Annotated in this window: 14 protein-coding genes and 1 tRNA gene; 13 read left to right on the forward strand and 2 right to left on the reverse strand. The window is 41.5% G+C overall.

What is annotated here, in order from left to right; all coding sequences use genetic code 11:
* Window positions 1–124: 124 nt before the first annotated feature.
* From FLL45_RS03315 to FLL45_RS03335, 5 genes are all read left to right on the forward strand, one after another.
* Window positions 125–1,282, forward strand: coding sequence for a ribonuclease D (locus FLL45_RS03315; protein ID WP_142888356.1), 1,158 nt, complete (start codon window positions 125–127; stop codon window positions 1,280–1,282).
* A 117-nt stretch (window positions 1,283–1,399) separates the two neighbouring features.
* Entirely contained in the window at window positions 1,400–1,657 is a 258-nt protein-coding gene (locus FLL45_RS03320) for a YcgL domain-containing protein (protein WP_142888357.1), read from the forward strand.
* Window positions 1,654–2,655, forward strand: coding sequence for a lytic murein transglycosylase (locus FLL45_RS03325; RefSeq protein WP_142888358.1), 1,002 nt, complete (start codon window positions 1,654–1,656; stop codon window positions 2,653–2,655). The genes FLL45_RS03320 and FLL45_RS03325 overlap by 4 nt, the downstream gene beginning before the upstream one ends.
* 42 nt (window positions 2,656–2,697) lie before the next feature.
* Entirely contained in the window at window positions 2,698–3,402 is a 705-nt protein-coding gene (locus FLL45_RS03330) for a fumarylacetoacetate hydrolase family protein (protein ID WP_142888359.1), read from the forward strand.
* Window positions 3,395–3,865 (forward strand): YcgN family cysteine cluster protein, encoded by a 471-nt coding sequence (locus tag FLL45_RS03335; protein WP_142888360.1) that lies wholly within the window; start codon window positions 3,395–3,397, stop codon window positions 3,863–3,865. The genes FLL45_RS03330 and FLL45_RS03335 overlap by 8 nt, the downstream gene beginning before the upstream one ends.
* 206 nt (window positions 3,866–4,071) lie before the next feature.
* On the opposite strand, the gene FLL45_RS03340 is transcribed toward FLL45_RS03335, so the two are convergent.
* Window positions 4,072–4,524, reverse strand: coding sequence for a CBS domain-containing protein (locus FLL45_RS03340; RefSeq protein WP_142888361.1), 453 nt, complete (start codon window positions 4,522–4,524; stop codon window positions 4,072–4,074).
* A 222-nt stretch (window positions 4,525–4,746) separates the two neighbouring features.
* On the opposite strand from FLL45_RS03340, the gene FLL45_RS03345 reads away from it, so the two are divergent.
* The 8 genes from FLL45_RS03345 to thiI all read left to right on the forward strand — a co-directional run bounded on the left by FLL45_RS03345 (window position 4,747) and on the right by thiI (window position 16,564).
* Window positions 4,747–6,597, forward strand: a complete 1,851-nt coding sequence (locus tag FLL45_RS03345) for a VWA domain-containing protein (protein ID WP_142888362.1) — start codon at window positions 4,747–4,749, stop codon at window positions 6,595–6,597.
* A gap of 16 nt (window positions 6,598–6,613) precedes the next feature.
* The gene (locus FLL45_RS03350; RefSeq protein WP_142888363.1) at window positions 6,614–7,621 is read left to right on the forward strand and encodes a hypothetical protein; all 1,008 of its coding nucleotides are present in this window, start codon (window positions 6,614–6,616) and stop codon (window positions 7,619–7,621) included.
* 179 nt (window positions 7,622–7,800) lie between these two features.
* Window positions 7,801–7,877: transfer RNA gene (locus FLL45_RS03355), tRNA-Asp, on the forward strand.
* A gap of 374 nt (window positions 7,878–8,251) precedes the next feature.
* Window positions 8,252–9,082, forward strand: a complete 831-nt coding sequence (locus FLL45_RS03360; protein WP_142888364.1) for a hypothetical protein — start codon at window positions 8,252–8,254, stop codon at window positions 9,080–9,082.
* 69 nt (window positions 9,083–9,151) lie between these two features.
* Entirely contained in the window at window positions 9,152–13,012 is a 3,861-nt protein-coding gene (gene hrpA / locus FLL45_RS03365) for an ATP-dependent RNA helicase HrpA (protein WP_185964303.1), read from the forward strand.
* A 230-nt stretch (window positions 13,013–13,242) separates the two neighbouring features.
* Window positions 13,243–13,893, forward strand: a complete 651-nt coding sequence (locus FLL45_RS03370; protein WP_185964304.1) for a hypothetical protein — start codon at window positions 13,243–13,245, stop codon at window positions 13,891–13,893.
* Between the two features lie 300 nt (window positions 13,894–14,193).
* Window positions 14,194–14,784, forward strand: a complete 591-nt coding sequence (lexA, locus tag FLL45_RS03375; protein ID WP_142888367.1) for a transcriptional repressor LexA — start codon at window positions 14,194–14,196, stop codon at window positions 14,782–14,784.
* A 334-nt stretch (window positions 14,785–15,118) separates the two neighbouring features.
* The gene (thiI, locus tag FLL45_RS03380; protein ID WP_142888368.1) at window positions 15,119–16,564 is read left to right on the forward strand and encodes a tRNA uracil 4-sulfurtransferase ThiI; all 1,446 of its coding nucleotides are present in this window, start codon (window positions 15,119–15,121) and stop codon (window positions 16,562–16,564) included.
* 102 nt (window positions 16,565–16,666) lie between these two features.
* Here the strand turns inward: thiI and FLL45_RS03385 are convergent, their stop codons facing one another.
* Window positions 16,667–17,233, reverse strand: coding sequence for a GspH/FimT family pseudopilin (locus tag FLL45_RS03385; protein ID WP_185964305.1), 567 nt, complete (start codon window positions 17,231–17,233; stop codon window positions 16,667–16,669).
* Between the last annotated feature and the right edge of the window lie 193 nt (window positions 17,234–17,426).

A 17,426-nucleotide genomic window follows, 5' to 3' on the forward strand; every position in this document is an offset into this window, starting at 1 on the left:
TATCCACAGTCTCAGTTTTATACGTTTGATGCCCGCCAACGTCCAGTTGGCGCAGTGAGTATGTCGCGGCGACCCGCATCACAAAATGCAGTAAGCCGCATATTTTTTGGAATGAAACATAGTCTTGAATAGCCATATAGTCGATTCAGTTGGCGAAATAAAAGTTGAGTGGATTGTTGAAAATACAAAGTTTGAAGCTGCAATTCATGAATGGCAAAAAGCGGCTTATTTAGCGATTGACACTGAGTTTGAAAGGCGCACTACCTATTTTCCAAAATTTGCTTTGTTACAAGTGTTTGATGGTAAAACCATTTCAATTGTCGACCCGCTTAAAGTTGAAGTAACTGCTGCTTTTAGAGCCTTGCTCGCAGATCCCGAAATACCCAAAATACTTCACTCATCCAAAGAAGATCTAGAAGTATTTTATGATTCGTGGCGCTGCGAGATTGCTGGCTTATTCGATACTCAAGTTGCTTATGGATTTTTGACAGGCGAAACATCCGTCGGCTACGCAAACTTAGTTGAAAAAGTTTGTCAAAAACGAGTTGCAAAGTCAGCAACTCAATCAGACTGGATGAAACGTCCTTTGAGTGATGAGCAAATTCAGTATGCTGCAGAAGATGTCCTTTATTTACCCAAGTTGTATTTATTTTTATCGGAAGCGCTAACCGGCCATCCTGCAGAGAATTTATTTCAATCGGATTGTGAGGAAATGGCTGCGTTAGTCAAGCTGCAGCCTGACTTTGATAACGATTATCGTAGTGCCAAAGAAGTTTATCGGCTTGACGAAACCCAGCTGTCTCTTTTTAAGTTACTCTATCAATGGCGAGAAGAGGTCGCGGTGACACAAAACCGTACTCGAAATCACATCGCGAAAGATGTTGTGCTGGTTAAAATTGCGATGGCCAAACCTCGTAGTCTGAACTATCTTCGTCAATTAGATGGGATGCATCCGAGTGCAGTAAGACGCCACGGGCAAGAGATAATTAAATTGATAGAAGACTGGACCAGCGATAAATCTCCGCAGTTAAAGCCTGTCTTAAATCCCCGAGACGTTAGTGGGCTCAAAGGGCTCAATGAATTATTTCTTATGAGCGCGAATAAAGTTGCTCAAGAAAACCGCATATCCATCGCTATTTTGGCCAGTAAAAGACTCATTCGAAAAATAGCTTATGCCTATATGACAGAAGAACATTTTCCTGAGGTTTGGAATGGCTGGCGTGGACGACTATTAAAGCCACATTTTGATCAGGTTTTTTCACAATTTAACGCTACGAATTAGCATCGTATTTCGGTAAGATAGTTCAGTATTAGTCCTACTTATTTGCCAATGCCGAGTTGATTATTGCTAATCCAATATTCAAGGCCGGTTTCTGGCAATCAACTTTTAGAGTATTTTATGTTAGCGAGTGTCTACCGAAGTAATAAAAAAGACGAAATGTACCTGTATGTAGTGAAAAAAGATGACTTCTCGAGCGTGCCAGAGGCACTATTGAAAGTGTTTGGTCAACCAGAGTTTGCCTTACAACTTAATTTAGGGAACCGAGAAAGTCTAGCGCGCGCCGATATTAACGAAGTCAAACAGCAGTTAAAGGAAGAGGGATTTTATTTACAAATGCCTCCTTCAATCCATGACAATCAAGCGGATTTAAAATGAAATCAAAGCTTTTCTTTCTATTAGGTTTTTCACTTTTCGTTAACAGCGTAAGCGTTGAAGCAACCAGTGATCCAACGCCAGAGCAAAAGTTTGCTGAATGGAAGCAAGCACTCAAACCAGAGATGCTTGAACAAGGCGCTCCCGAATCGCTCGTTGATGAAATTATCGGCTCATTGAAATATATCCCCAGGGTGATTGAACTTGATCGACGACAACCTGAAGGAACTATGACTCATGAGGAATATTTAACACGAGTCATTCCAGACAGCAAAGTTAAAAGAGCCCGCAAAGAATTTGCTAAAAATCGTGATCTACTTCAAGAAGCTGAAACAAATACCGGCGTGTCTGCGCGTTTTATCGTGGCCTTGTGGGGAAAAGAAACCCATTTCGGTAACATCACTGGAAACTATCATGTGCCCAGTGCCTTGGCGACGCTGGCATTTGATGGCCGTCGCGCGAGCTTTTTTAGAAAAGAGCTGATGGCTGCAACACAAATTTTAAAAGAAGGTCATATATCGCTCGACGATATGAAAGGAAGTTGGGCGGGAGCGATGGGTAACTGTCAATTTATGCCTAGCAGCTTTTTACGTTTCGCGACTGATGCCAATGGCGATGGTAAAAAGGACATCTGGGGAGACAAGCAAGATATCTTTGCCTCTATGGGGAACTATCTTGCCCAGTCCGGTTGGAAAAGTGAGCAAACCTGGGGACGCCAGGTAAAAATTCTTAATGATTTTTCAAATTACAAGCTTGGCAAGAAACATAAACAGACGCTCGCCCAATGGCAAGCGCAAGGCGTTAGACGCTATGACTTGAGAGATTTACCGAGTGTTGATATTGAAGCCTATCTTATTGCGCCTGGTGGAGAGAAAGGTCGACTTTATTTAGTCTATAATAACTTCGATGTATTGATGCGATGGAATCGCTCTCATTATTTTGCAACCGGAGTCGGCTATCTGGCTGATCGAATTGCTTATCCAGCATCCTCTGGCGATTAGCTCGCTTAAAATTGATTCGAATAAAGCTTGGCGGTGATGGAAATGAATTTTGAGCAATGGTTTGTCCCGGAATTAATTAACAAGTCCGGTGACAAAATTAATTATCAGTATCCAACGAGTAAAGTGGTTTGTGTTGGACGTAATTACGTTGAGCATGCGCGCGAACTGAATAACCCCGTCCCAAAAGCTCCGTTGCTATTTATCAAACCAAACTCTAGTCTGCGCTCTTTGAGGGCCGGAATTGTATTACCTGACTTACCGTTTAGTTGTCATTATGAAACCGAGTTAGCCCTGCTTATCGGTAAGACTATCAAGCACAATGAAAACGAAAACTTGTTGAGCAAGATAACAGGGATAGGACTTGCACTTGATCTCACATTAAGAGATTTGCAGCAAAAGTTAAAAACTGATGGAAAGCCCTGGGAAAAAGCAAAGGCGTTTGATGGATCGTGCCCCGTGTCGGAATTTATACACATTCAAGATAAAGATGACCTCAACACGATTCGTTTTGAGTTGAGGCGTAATCAGGAACTTGTTCAACAAGCTCAACCATCAGAAATGATTTTTAGTATTGAAGAGCTACTCATTGATGCGAGCAGATACTTTACATTATATCCTGGAGATATACTTCTCACAGGCACGCCCGCTGGCGTTGGACAACTTGAATTGGGTGACGAGTTAACGCTACAGCTCAATCACATGCAGTGGCAAACGCGAGTTATGAAAGAGACAGAAATCGATGGCTGATAAAACTAACGATCGTTTTTGGGAAAGGCTACCACTGACTGAGTTAAACGAAGAACAGTGGGAGTCTATTTGTGATGGATGCTGTCAATGCTGCGCTCATAAATTGCAAGACGAAGATACAGACGAAATTTTCAAAACCAATGTTGTATGTCAGTATTTAGATTGTGATAACTGCCACTGTACAGTTTATTCCGAACGCCAGAAATTCGTACCAGACTGTATTAAAGTCACGCCGGAAAATGCCGGTGATTTAGTTTGGATGCCAGACACATGTGGATACAAGCGACTGGCTGAAGGCAAACCGCTTCCCAAGTGGCATCCTTTAGAAACTGGACGTCGAGAGTCGACGGCCGAGGCAGGTTATACAGTAACCGGCAGAGTCATCAGTGAGGCTTTAATTAACCCGGATGATTTAGAAGATCACTTAGTCAGCGATGATTACTTTGAACCTGATGAAGAATAGGTCAGCGCTCAAGCCTTGATAGACTCGAATGAATTTGAAGAAGCCTAGAGCTAGCTTGATAGCGGCGATTTTGATACAGACAAGATAACCAACAAAAATATCGACTCAAAACGGATCCCAAAGGATGAACCCCTAGCAACAAACTTTATCTTGCATTGACTGAACTTATGGCGAATTTAAAATCTCGGAGCAACAACCGGGATAGCTTATAGGGAATCAATAATAGGTTCGCTTTGATCCATTAAATCAAGTAACTGCAACGTGATTGAGACAAAATCATGGGCGGTAATAATACCGGTCACCTGATTGTTTTCATCAACCACGGGTAGACAGCCAAATTTTGTTTGATGAATTAATCGTGCTGCATCGGCGATGTTGAAATTCTCAGTCACACTCGTCACTTGTGAAACCATGATATCCGCCAAAAGCGTCCCGGATTCGATTTTAGCTTGCTCTTCAGGCTCCAGATAGTTTTGTGAAGTGCCGCCGTGAGCGAGGATATTTCCCTGGCTTACGAGACCAACCAGTCCGTCTACTTCATCAACGATTGGGATGTGTCGAAACCCATTCTCTGCCATCGTTTTCCGGGCATCAGCGAGACTATTAAAGCGCGTCAAGGTGGTTGGACTTGGACTCATAAATTCGGCGACTGTTAGCATTTCGGGCTACCTTCAGAGATTGTTTTACAAGATATCGGTGTTGCTTATCGCCATTTTATTGAACCATTCGCTTGGTGTTTTTGATACTGATCAAGCGTTAAGACTCGAGATTTTGGCCAAACTTGAAGTATTACCCAAAGAATAGCGTCTATCTAACTGAAAACTATGAAAATAATGAGAAATCGGCTACACTAGTTTTATGCTTGGAAATTGGCTAAATCCATGAAAATACTAAAAATAGTCGTTTTATTCGTCTTATCTGTGGGTATTTCTTTCTCCACAGGGGTCGCATTGGCTGCAGAACAAGCAGAAAAGCCCGATGTTCGTTTACTCATCGATATCTCTGGCAGTATGAAACAAAATGACCCTAATAATCTAAGGATCCCCGCGCTCCAACTGGTCACAAACCTTATGCCACAAGGCGCTGACGCAGGCGTTTGGGCGTTTGGCAAGTATGTCAATATGATGGTGAAACTGTCACCAGTTGATGAAAAGTGGCAAATACAAGCGACCCAAACCGCTAATAAGATCAATTCAGCGGGACTGTTTACTAATATTGGCGGCGTTTTAGAGAGAGCCAGCTATGGTTGGACGAGACCCGATGCTAGCGAAAAGCGAAGCATGATTTTGCTCACTGATGGTATGGTCGACATTTCAAAAGATCCCGCGGTAAATGCCAAAGAACGTGAGCGAATCCTAAATCAGGTTTTGCCTAAGCTGGTCCAAGCCAATGTCGCTATCCATACTATTGCGCTCTCGCAAAATGCTGATCATGACCTTTTGAAGGCACTGTCTAGTCAAACTGACGGCTGGTATCAAGCCGTTGAAAATGCTGACGATTTGCAACGCGTATTTCTTAAAATCTTCGAGCAATCTGCTGCGCGAGACAGTTTACCGCTCACCGACAACCAGTTTAAGGTCGATTCGAGTATCGAAGAAATGACTCTCCTGGTGTTTAAAAAATCTTCATCCGACAAGAGTAAACTGGTAACGCCTGACGGTGCCGTGATTCAAGATGCGTCTGCGGATGGCAAGGTCCGCTGGTTTTCGACACAAGGCTATGATTTGATAACCGTTAAAGCGCCTCAAGTCGGGGATTGGAGGATCGATGCAGATATCGACCCAGACAATCGAGTCATGGTAGTGAGTAATCTTAAACTTCAAGTGTCCGATGTCCCTAATAACCTGCTTGCTGGAGAAGCAATCGACTATCAAGTTACTTTGTTAGAAGACGGCCAGCCAATCGATCGTCAAGACTTCCTTGATTTGGTGAATGCTCAGCTGATTCAAAAAAAGCAAGGCAGTACAAATCGGTTGGCAATGTTTTTTGATTCCGGCAAAAGCCAGTTTAAGCAAAATTTCTTTACCGATAGTTTTGAAGGCGTATTGGATTTAACCTTGGAAGTTAAAAGTCCTACTTTCGAGCGTACGCGAAATCATGCGGTTAATATTTATGGATCGCCCCTAATTCACGATGTGCTGGTGTCAAACGAAGAAAGCCAACCACACCAGGTAAGCTTTATTGTTCGAGATGATATCGTAAAATCAGAGACCTTGATCGTGAATGCTACAGTTACAGCACCCGATCAAGAAAAGCGTTATTTAGTTCTAGATGACTTGAACAAGCCAATTGAAATTCCTGTCTTTCCAGCAGGGGGAGATTTCTCGATTGGACTTGATATTAAAGGTCAATCGATTTTAGGTAGAGAGTTTACCGTTACACCCGAGCCGATAGTTTTTAGTACTTTGCCGACGCCAGCCTATCTCGCCGCACAGGTACCAGAGGAACCGGACGTCGAGGAGCCTGTAATTGAGGAGCCTGCGACAGATGAAGCGTCAGATTCTGCGGAAGAAGAGACGCAAGACGCCGCACCAGAAACTGAGGAGCCCGTGATTGAGGAGCCACAGGAGCCGCAAACAGATTGGACTATGTGGTTATATATCGGTCTCGGTATTAATATAGTGCTAATCGTTCTAGGTATTTTTGCCTGGAAGGTTATTAAGAAGAAAAAGCAGCAAGGTACTACTCAACTAACGGATGAGTTAGGTATCGAAGAAGATAGTGATGAATAGGGTATAGGAACACTGAATGAACGATCAAATTATTTCATGGCTGATAGTAGCGGAAATCGCGTTGCCGCTTTTGATACTTTCATCGGTTCTGGCATGGGTTCTTTTCAGAAGTGCTAAAAAGAACAAGGAAGCGGCCAGAGGGTTAATTCTCAAAATTAAAAATAATGAAGATAATGAACGCGCTGCGGTTATGTCGTTTCTGACCGACAAGTTATCTTTTGAGGAAGACGCTGCAAAAAAAGCCACCAAAAAGATTATTAACGAGCGTAAGTTCTTGTTTAGAAATTTAATCAGCGGATTGCTTGATAAAAATTTAGCCGCGATTGAGTCGTTAGAATCGGATATGAGTCGTATCACTCGGCGATACCATGATTTAGATGTGGTTATTCCCCAAGAGACCGAAGAAGCAGAAGAAATAGAGGACAACTCAGCACAAATCGAAGAATTAACTGCTGAAATAAAATCGCTCAAAAAAGAAGTTCATATCACTTTGACGACCCTGAATAATATATTCGCAGAATTCAGTTCAATGTTTGGTGAAGAGGTGCCCGACTCAGAAATGAGTGTCGATCAAATCATTAATGCGATGGAAGCCTTTTCAGGTAAGAGTGCAACGGTACAAAGTAATGAGCAAGATTTAGCACGGGAAACGGAGCCAGACGCGTTTGCAGAAGTCGACGAAACCCCTGATGAGGGGGAGCGCGAGGATGATGAGTCGGCCATTGATGCGCTCGATGCGGTTGATGATCAAGGAGATGTATTTGATGCCAGTGAGCCTTTAGCACCAGAAACGCAAATTAGAGAAGAACCGGATGACGATGAAGCTGCTGCAGCGAAAGCATTTGAAGAAGCAATGAATCCTGAGCCGGAAGATGATAAAGATACTTTAGATTTTTCTATTGATGAAGAATTAGACGATATCGATAGTGCGTTAGACGAATTGGAGCTTGGAAGTAGTAACGAGGCTGAACCAAGCTGGGATGATGCGTTTGAAGAAAGTGGCGATAAGACGAGTAATAATTAACCAATCTCGGACGCTGATTGGTCGTTAATTAAGCGGATTTAAAAGTTTTTTGATTTTTTCAAAAAAAATTAAAAAATTTCGTTGACACAAGACGGGGATCTACATATTATTGCGCCCGCTGAAACGCAGTAGCCCGGAACTTCACTGAACAAAGTTCCAACAAAGGGCTAACCCAGTGCGGAGTGGTAGTTCAGCTGGTTAGAATACCGGCCTGTCACGCCGGGGGTCGCGGGTTCGAGTCCCGTCCACTCCGCCATTTTACTGCGTTGTCCTAGTCGGCGATTTGCAACTCTTCATATCAATCGATCGTTTCCAAACCAAAGCTAAATGACCTATCGAGCTGAGTTCATCGATTAACATTTTGTGTACACGCTAATTTATTTGGTGTCATTTATACCCTATAATTTTATTTGCTTTACTGAGTTGGTTGATTTTTAACCTGTTGTAATCAAAAGAGATTTTAAATTCAAACCCGTTTTGCGGTACTCACCAATTTAAGACCATTGTTTTTCTGGCAAAGTGTAATTAAGGCATTGATTTTAATGGATCTGGCTAGCTATCTTGAATCTAATAAATTATGATTAGGGCCAGTAAACAAAAATTCTAATTGTCTAGCAAAGAGGGACAGAAATGAAAAGACTTGCGATTGCGGTTGTTCATGGCTTGGGGAGTGAAGAAGAGTTTTATTCAGTAGAGCTGAAACACCGAATTACCGAAGAGTATGTGAAAGGAGCAGAAGGTCGATTAGAAGACGAGCTGTTATTTCATGAAATCTACTGGGGTGACTTAGTTAAAGACGAGCTGGCGAGTTTCCGTGATAAGGCAAACTACAAAGGCGATTTGGCTTACCAAAATTTGCGTCAGATAATGACAGATACTCAAGCGCTAGCTCTGTTGTACTCTCCAGGAACTAAAATTTACGAATCAATTAATAATCGAATAAAAGACAGTTTAAGAAAATTTGCGTCTCATCGACGTGTTCTACCCGATGAGACTCCATTGCTTATATTGGCTCATTCTTATGGTGGCGTGATGATGGCTCACTATATTAAAGAGATGCAGGGTTTGGACTCAAATTTAAGCAACTTTGAGACAATGAAAACTTTAGCTGGATTTATTACGTTTGGTAACCCGATGGGACTTTACGCCTTAGACTCGGCAAAGTCTGAGCTTGGTCAACCCTGTAACATTGTTGGCTCGGCACTTGACGCCGACATGCAGAAGCGGGCTCGTTGGTATAATTTCTATGATAAAGACGATATTGTTGCCTATCCTTTGAAAGGTTTATCGGACGAGTATAATGAATATGTCCATGGTGACTTTGAAATAAATGTTGGAAGTGCGGCGACTTCTTGGAACCCCGCTTGTCATACGGGGTATTGGGAAGATAAAGATTTTTATCGTCCTGTAGCAGACTTTATTGCCGAATTAAGAGCTCCGCATAGCTTTTGGAATAGCTAAGCAGATAAATGCTTAAATAAAAAGCCTGCTTAAGCAGGCTTTTTTTTTGATCGAATGACGATAAGAATTATGTTGGATAAGATCGACTTTAAACAACTTCAAACTAAAGATAGCGAAACGATTAAACGGCTTTGCCGCTCAATTTCATCCAGAGAAAAGCAACGAAAGCCCGTAGACAAACTGCGTGAAAAGCTCGAGCATTTAGTGGAAAAGTCACAAAACTTAACTCGCGGCTTGAATGAATCTTTGCCTGTGCTTGAACTTAATCAAGATTTGCCCATCGCTAAAGACGCGGATCGCGTTATTGAGTTACTCCATAAACATCAAGTCGTGATAGTTGCAGGAGAAACAGGCTGTGGCAAAACCACTCAGTTACCTAAACTTTGTGTTAATGCGGGGTTTGGTCGACGAGGCCTAATTGGCCATACTCAACCTCGACGAGTTGCAGCAACTAGTGTTGCTCAACGAATTGCCGAGGAAGTAAAGACGCCATTGGGAGAGTTTGTTGGTTATAGCGTTCGGTTTAATAACAAGCTTTCAGAAAAGACCAGAATAAAGCTCATGACTGACGGAATATTGCTTGCAGAAATCGAGGCTGATCCGATGTTGAGTCGTTACGAAGTACTCATCATCGATGAGGCTCACGAGCGTAGTTTAAATATTGATTTTTTACTTGGTTTCTTAAAAAAAATACTGGCAAAGCGGCCTGATTTAAAGCTGATAATCACCTCTGCAACGATTGATCCTGAGAGTTTCGCAAAGCATTTTAACCAAGCACCAGTCGTGTTGGTAGAAGGGCGTAGTTTTCCGGTAGAAGTTCGTTATCGGCCGATTGAAGAAAGTGAAGATAATGATGACGACCGACTATTAAGCACCGTTGTCGACGCTGTTGATGAATGCTCTGCAGAATCACGAGGTGACATTCTTATTTTTGCGGACGGCGAAGCACAAATTAAAGCTATCTGTAAAAGGCTGGCTAAGTCTAATCTTGATAGTACCGTTATCTTGCCGCTTTACGCTCGACTGGGAATTAAGGAGCAACAAAATATATTTAAGCCGAGTCAAAAACGAAAGATAATTGTCTCTACCAACGTTGCTGAAACCTCTTTAACCGTCCCCGGAATAATATTCGTCATTGACATTGGTAATGCGCGCATTAGTCGTTTTAGTCAGCGCAACAAAATTCAACAGCTGCCCGTCGAAAAAGTGTCTCAAGCGAGTGCCGAGCAGAGAAAAGGTCGTTGTGGTCGAGTCGCACCGGGGGTTTGCATACGACTTTATTCTGAAGAAGACTTCAATTTACGCGAAGCATATACGCTACCCGAAATTCGACGAACTAATTTATCTTCAGTCGTGCTCAAATTAAAAGCACTCAATGTCCATGATATTGATGCGTTTCCATTTATGGATAAACCTGATGAGAGAGCTTGGAGAGTTGCCTACAATAGTCTTTTTGAGCTTGCTGCATTGAATAACCAACAAGAAATTACACCGATTGGTAAAGCAATGGCTAGCCTGCCCATCGATCCTCAACTTGCGCGTATTTTAGTTGAGCCAAAATTAACTGCTGTCAACGAAATGCTGATTTTTTGCGCATTGATGAGCGTTAGAGAAGTGAGAGAAAGGCCGCATGACAAGCAACAAAAAGCTGACGGTAAACACCAACAATATATCCAAGGAGATTCTGATATTGTCACAGCCTTAAACTTATGGAAAATCTTGGATGCCAAAAAGACTGAGCTATCTTCAAATAATTTTAAAAAATGGTGTCGAGATAATTTCATCAATTTTTTAGGTTGGTTAGAGTGGCGGCGCGTTTATTTTCAACTGAAAGAATCCGCTGAACAAATTAATATAAAAGTCAACCAGTCAGAAGTTCATTTCGATGAAGTACATCGAGCGTTAATTCCAGGTTTTATTACTCATGTTTTTCAAAAAACTCAAGAAGTTTATTATCAAGGAGTGCGCGGCTTAAAAGTATGGATTCATCCGTCTTCTCTAAGCTTTAAAAAATCAAAACCTTGGTTGTTGTCAGCTGAGATGATAGAGACTGAAAAGCTTTATGCGAGGATGAATGGTGAGGTCAAGCCTGAATGGATTGAAGAGGCAGTGCCTCATTTATTAAAAAGTCAATACAATGATATTCACTGGCGGAAGAACAAAGGACAAGTTTGTGCGATTTTGAATCAAACGGTGCTGGGTTTGCCAATAGTCAATGCACGAGTAATTAATTACAGTCAGATCGATCCAGATAAAAGTCGAGAGATATTTCTGTTAGATGGATTGGCTCAAGATCAATTACAAGAAAAATTTCCATTCCTTATTAGTAATCGAAAAAAACTTGCAGAGCTTGAAGAGCAAGAGCAAAGAAAGCGGCTCAACAATATTAGAATTGATAAACACATGCTGGCGTCCCTTTATGATAAGTTTTTACCAAAGCATATTGTTAGCACAATTAGTCTAAAACGCTGGCTCAAAAAAGACTTTAAAAAACGTAATCAGCAACTTTCGTTCAATTATGAACAGTTGACGCAAGTTCAATCAAACGATTTGGAAGATTTTCCTTCGACACTTCAAGTCAAAGGAGTGGAACTTAACTTAAGCTATACTTTTGCGCCAGGTACTCAAGAAGATGGGGTCAGCGTAGAAATTCCTCGACAAATGCTTGATCAGTTTAATGACAGAGATTTCGATTGGTTGGTCCCTGGCTATCTTCACGATAAGATTTTAGCAACGATTAAATCTCTCCCTAAGACACTTAGACGCTCGCTTATACCACTCGCCGATACAGCGACAGCTTGCCACCAGGAATTAAAATTAGTCGACCAACAAGGGAAGCGATTCGTCGATGAATTAGCGCGCGTATTACAAAGGTATTCAGGAATCCAAATCAAACCTGAGCAGTTTCAAATGGAGGGCGTCGAGCCTCACTTGAGTATGAAATATAAGGTACTCGGGACCCACTCTAAGTCGGGGGCTCGTGTCTACAGCGAGACAATCGGCGAACTAAAAAAACGGTTGGTCGATACTCAACCAAACAAGCCGAAAAGTAAAGTTCAATCCCGTGTGACAGGCTTACCGAATAATGATTTTCAAATCGAATTCATGCAGCGCAAGGATGGTCAGAACAGTCGTTTTTTCGCGGGCTATGTCGATCAAGCCGGAGAAGTTAAAGTTTCAAGATTTGCGTCGAGAGAAGTGGCTGAGTACGAACATTTTCGAGGGGTAGCTCGGCTTTTACTCGTTAATAATCATAGCGAGGTCAATCGTTTTATAAAAGGCTGGCCGGATCGAAAAACACTTGAATTTCAGAATTTAAGAGCCGGTGGATTTTACGCATTGGCGGACACCTTATGCCTAATGGTCGCAAAGGATATTATCGGTACACTACATCCGGTTACCCGCGTCGATGATTTTATAGCAGTCGATCATCAATTTAAAAAAGGGTACCGCGCGAAGCTGGCGGACTCCTTGACTCAAGTAAAACCGCTTATAAAGCAACGAGAAAAACTTTTCAGTGAGCTCAGTGAGTTAAACGAGAGCGCATTTGCAACTTCTATCAAAGATATTCGTCAGCAACTTGAATCGCTTTGGTCGATTGAGACATTGTTTTATGCAGGAAAACGACTTTTCATCGATTACACTCGCTATCATTCGGGCGTCCAAAGTCGAATTAAGCGCATAAAAACTAACTATCCGAAAGAAGAACAAGCATTAGACGTCTGGCACGATTGGAATGAGTGGTTTGAAGAGATCGCTGAACACGAAAATGTTGGGCAAATTGCATCAAAATTTCACGAGGTTTATTGGGCGATGCAAGAGTTTAGAATTAGTTTATTTTCGCCGGGAGTAAAAGTTAGCGGCAGTATATCAACTAAGCGTTTGCAGACTCTGATGGACCAATTAGAGCAAGAATTAGAGTTAATATAATTAAATTGTTAGATAAAACAATAAGATAGGGTGTTTATTGCATATTAAGCTTTAACAATAAGGGCTAACTGTAGCAGACAACTATTTGTGAGCATTTGTTCACAAATTAAACAGCTGTCAAAGAAATAACTGTGCAGTTTGATATGATTATTCGTGAGGACAGATTTAATTCGGTTAAATCACTAAGTTAAAGGACTACTCGCAGTTGATTATCAAGAGGTCGCAAGTAGGTGAAGTTGAAAGCTCTTTTAATTGTAATCCTAGCTGGAATTATCGGTATCTGTCGTTTCTCTGAATGCAGTGCGCAATCAAAGGCTGTTCCTAAGTCAACCAATCTTGATTCGTTTAGCCTACCAGTTTCCTTTAAAGATCACGATGAGATAAGCGAGACGAACTTCACCGCATCAGAGCCTGTCTACGGCGTTAGTTCAGCTAGTTCTTATCGTGGGAACGACCTTAATTCTACCTTACTCAAGCGGTCTGAGAGCAGTTTAGTTTCTTACACGCGCCCGATGAATTTTGGTGGTGTGATGTTTAGTCTTAATATTGAAACCGACAATAATCCGCCAATCAGCAACAAACCGGTTGATGAATCATTCGCGATAGTTGGCAGCGAAACTTCTATTCGCCCACAAATAACGCTGTTTTCGAGCGCACCTAAACTTTCTACGGCGAGCAACCTGAGTTATAGGTCGTCTTCTAAATCTGTGCGCCACGATCGTTACAAAGATACGATCCCTGCAATTTTTCGTTTGACCTTAAAGGGTTACTCAATCATGGAGCATTCGGATAAAGAGACCCTTGCATGGACACTCAACAAGGTTGATAACAAAGAGTTTCGTAAACCACAACTAATGCTCTCTTTTACAAAGCAGTTCTAAACATTTCAATAATTTAGCGCTCATCGACTACGTTGTTAATACGCCGCATCCCACTTTATGCGCCACCTTCAAAATTTTACCGCGAGTAAACTAGACAAGTCGGCATTTTCGGTATAAAGTACTACTTGTCTAGGTGGTGTTTGTTTGGGTGCTACTAGTTCGTGTCGTCAACGATGGCTGGTTTTTATCGCTAGTTCTTATAGCGATATTGTAGCCATATTATAGCGGGCTATTATGGCTGGGAGCACTTGAACACTTGCAAGAACAACGATAACAACCGAATTAACCGGAGTTAAGTCGATGAAAGAGTTAACCGCTCGCCAGCAGGAAGTTTTTGGTATTCTTAAGAATTACGTAGAAAGTTATGGAATAGCCCCAACGCATGTTGAGTTAGCCGAACTAATCGGTGTGAGTTCATCAAAAGCGGCTGCCGACCATCTCAAAGCCCTCGAAAAAAAGAACGTGATTAAAATCTACGCAGATAAACCTCGCGGAATACAAATTCTAACGGCAGACAGTGACGAATTACCCTTGATAGGCTCGGTTGCGGCCGGATTACCAATTGAAGCCATAGAAAATGTCGAAGCTTATGTCACTATTCCCGAGATGCTTAAGCGTAAGAAGCCGACATTTTTACTGCGCGTCAGAGGCGATAGTATGATTGATGAAGGTATTCTGGACGGCGATCTTATCGCGGTAAGAAAGACCAATACAGCAGAAATTGGTCAAATTATCGTAGCTAGAATCGATGACGAAGTAACGGTTAAAAGGCTTGAAAGAGACGGAAACAACGCGGTTCTACAGCCCGCTAATGATTGCTATGAACCTATTGTTCTTCCTGCAGAAGACCTGGCTATTGAAGGTAAATTTGTTGGTTTGATCCGAGCTTAAGTAGGCTAGCCGTTTAAATTAACCAGAGTCTGACCAACTGCTAACTAATACGGTTGGTTGATTGTTGAGCTAGACTTTCAAGCAAGCAATGTTAACAGGGCTGTCTCAACGAATCCTTCCCTCAAGCCATGTTTACAGAGCATTTCTAGCGCTTCATTACCCACGTTCAATGGCAATTGATTCATTATATTCATTCTATGAAGAGTCGTTAATTTACCGAGTTGATAACTTGAGTTTATAAGGGCGAACTTGTCTATAATACGTACAGCTTTTCCGTGTCTTTTGACCGATATTCCGCTAGAATAGCCGCCTTTTTAGTTTCGCCTATTGTTTTATGAAATTTGTAATTAAACTATTCCCTGAAATCATTGTTAAAAGTCGTCCTGTTCGTAAGCGTTTTATTTCTCAGCTGAAGAAAAACTTGCGCAAGTTAATGTTGGAAGTGGACGAGTCCATCATTGTCGGGGGGAAATGGGATTTCGTAGAAGTGCGCTTGGAAAACGGCTTAGATCATTATGAAGCTGAGGTTTTACAAATCCTTAAAAACACACCAGGCATTGACTTTATCTTGAAAGTTAAAACACACGAGTTTGATTCGCTTGAAGATATTGTCAGAATTACTGTCGATGAATATAAAGAAATAGTAAAAGATAAATATTTTTGTGTGCGCGCAAAAAGAGCCGGAAAGCATACTTTTAGCTCAACCTATTTAGAACAGCAAGCAGGGGGAGCTTTGCTGCAAAACAGTCAAGCTGCTGGCGTAAATCTAAAGAACCCGGACGTTACAGTTAATTTAGAAATCAAAGATAACTTGTTGTTTACTGTGGATTATCGAGTTGAAGGGTTGGGTGGATATCCAATGGGGCAGCAAGAAGCTTGCTTGAGTCTAATCTCTGGCGGTTTTGATTCCTCCGTGGCCAGCTATCTGATGATTAAACGAGGTATCAGAACACACTATTTGTTTTTTAATTTAGGCGGTATGGCGCACGAAGTAGGGGTAAAACAAGTTGCTCACTATTTATGGGAAAAATACTCTTCAACTCATCGCGTTTTATTTATTACTATCCCCTTTGAAAATGTTGTGACCGAGATTTTGACTAAGGTACACCATTCCCAAATGGGCGTTATCTTGAAGCGCATGATGCTACGTGTCGCTGAGAGAGTTGCTGAGGAGTTTCATATTCCAGGGCTGGTGACAGGGGAATGTGTCGGCCAAGTTTCCAGTCAAACGATGACAAATTTATCGATCATTGATCAAGCCACGAGTATGTTGACAATGCGTCCACTGATCACAATGGACAAGCAAGCAATTATCAAAATATCTAGAGAAACCGGGACGGAAGAATTTGCTGCTTCAATGCCAGAATACTGCGGCGTTATCTCTGATAAGCCAACGACAAAAGCCCGAAAAGAGAAAATCGAGTTTGAAGAAGCAAAGTTTGATTTTGACGTATTATCGCAAGCATTTGATCAGATGAAGGTCGAAAATATTGACTCATTGTATCAAGTAGAAACCAATATTGATGATATAGCGGTTGTTTCGATGCCGGCGGCGAACGATGTAGTTATCGATATCAGACACCCACAAGAGCTTGCGGTAAAACCGTTGTACTTAACTAACAATAAAGTACTTCCGATTCCTTTTTTCAAATTGCAGTCGACTCAAGAGTTAAACAAAGAAACTGACTACTTACTCTATTGTGATAAAGGCGTTATGAGTCAACTTCAAGCTGAGGAGTTAACGAGTAAGGGATATAAAGTTAAAGTTTACCAACCTTAGTAATCAATAATTTAGGATAAACCATTTATTCGCCGAACATGAGAACTTCGGCGGGATGAATAGCGCTTTCACTAAAATACTCTAGAAAATTTCAGTGAGGCGTTAATTGCAGTTAAGGTTTTTGTCGTTGGCCCCTTCATGGATTTCATCGCCGTCTGTGTCTTTAGAGATCCTGATGCGACCAGCTTTAGTGATTATTAAGGCTCTTGATAACTTTGGTTTTTCCTTAAAACACAAATAAAAAGTACCATTTTGATGGTTGGTGATGCCTGTTTCGTGCCACTGAAACGAACTACGGACACCAAATGCTCTCCATTTTACTTGTAAATGCTCGTCCCTGATTTGGTGACTGTAAGCTAACTGATCGGTGTTGTTGAAGTGTCTATCTTCATTATGGTCAATAAATGCCATGTATCCCTGCGACCAATCTGAGCTGCAGTTCAAATTATCACTTGTCGGACAAACGGTTACTTTTTCCCTTTCAGTGATAGCTATCTTACGCGCTAGCTGTAGTGTCGATCTTAGTTGCATTAATTGAGCATTAACTTTATTTTTATCAAGCAACTCGTCAAAGGCTGGTAGCGCTGTTCCTAATAATAAACTCAATATACTGATTGTTAGTACTAAGTCGATTAAAGTGATTCCCTGTTGAAGTTGTCGATTATTCATTTTCAATTTCACCTGCTTAGTCATTACTGATTGAAAACTATATTATCTTGATAAGGTAATAAGCTAAATTGGCTAAAGCTGAATAAGAAGTCAGTGTATGACTTGCTAAATTGACCTAATAAAGCGGTTTTATCTGTGAGAGATTGGACATGCGGAAAGTAGGCTTTTACTTTCTTGAGGTTTAGTTTAATCT

The sequence above is a fragment of the Aliikangiella marina genome (assembly GCF_007004765.1).
Taxonomy (GTDB): Bacteria; Pseudomonadota; Gammaproteobacteria; order Enterobacterales; family Kangiellaceae; genus Aliikangiella; species Aliikangiella marina.

Coding starts and splice junctions, on each gene's coding strand:
- FLL45_RS03345 (WP_142888362.1), top strand. CDS start 4,747: ATGAAAATACTAAAAATAGTCGTTTTATTCGTCTTATCTGTGGGTATT.
- FLL45_RS03340 (WP_142888361.1), bottom strand. CDS start 4,524: ATGCTAACAGTCGCCGAATTTATGAGTCCAAGTCCAACCACCTTGACG.
- FLL45_RS03330 (WP_142888359.1), top strand. CDS start 2,698: ATGAATTTTGAGCAATGGTTTGTCCCGGAATTAATTAACAAGTCCGGT.
- lexA (WP_142888367.1), top strand. CDS start 14,194: ATGAAAGAGTTAACCGCTCGCCAGCAGGAAGTTTTTGGTATTCTTAAG.
- thiI (WP_142888368.1), top strand. CDS start 15,119: ATGAAATTTGTAATTAAACTATTCCCTGAAATCATTGTTAAAAGTCGT.
- FLL45_RS03325 (WP_142888358.1), top strand. CDS start 1,654: ATGAAATCAAAGCTTTTCTTTCTATTAGGTTTTTCACTTTTCGTTAAC.
- hrpA (WP_185964303.1), top strand. CDS start 9,152: ATGTTGGATAAGATCGACTTTAAACAACTTCAAACTAAAGATAGCGAA.
- FLL45_RS03360 (WP_142888364.1), top strand. CDS start 8,252: ATGAAAAGACTTGCGATTGCGGTTGTTCATGGCTTGGGGAGTGAAGAA.
- FLL45_RS03320 (WP_142888357.1), top strand. CDS start 1,400: ATGTTAGCGAGTGTCTACCGAAGTAATAAAAAAGACGAAATGTACCTG.
- FLL45_RS03385 (WP_185964305.1), bottom strand. CDS start 17,233: ATGAATAATCGACAACTTCAACAGGGAATCACTTTAATCGACTTAGTA.
- FLL45_RS03335 (WP_142888360.1), top strand. CDS start 3,395: ATGGCTGATAAAACTAACGATCGTTTTTGGGAAAGGCTACCACTGACT.
- FLL45_RS03350 (WP_142888363.1), top strand. CDS start 6,614: ATGAACGATCAAATTATTTCATGGCTGATAGTAGCGGAAATCGCGTTG.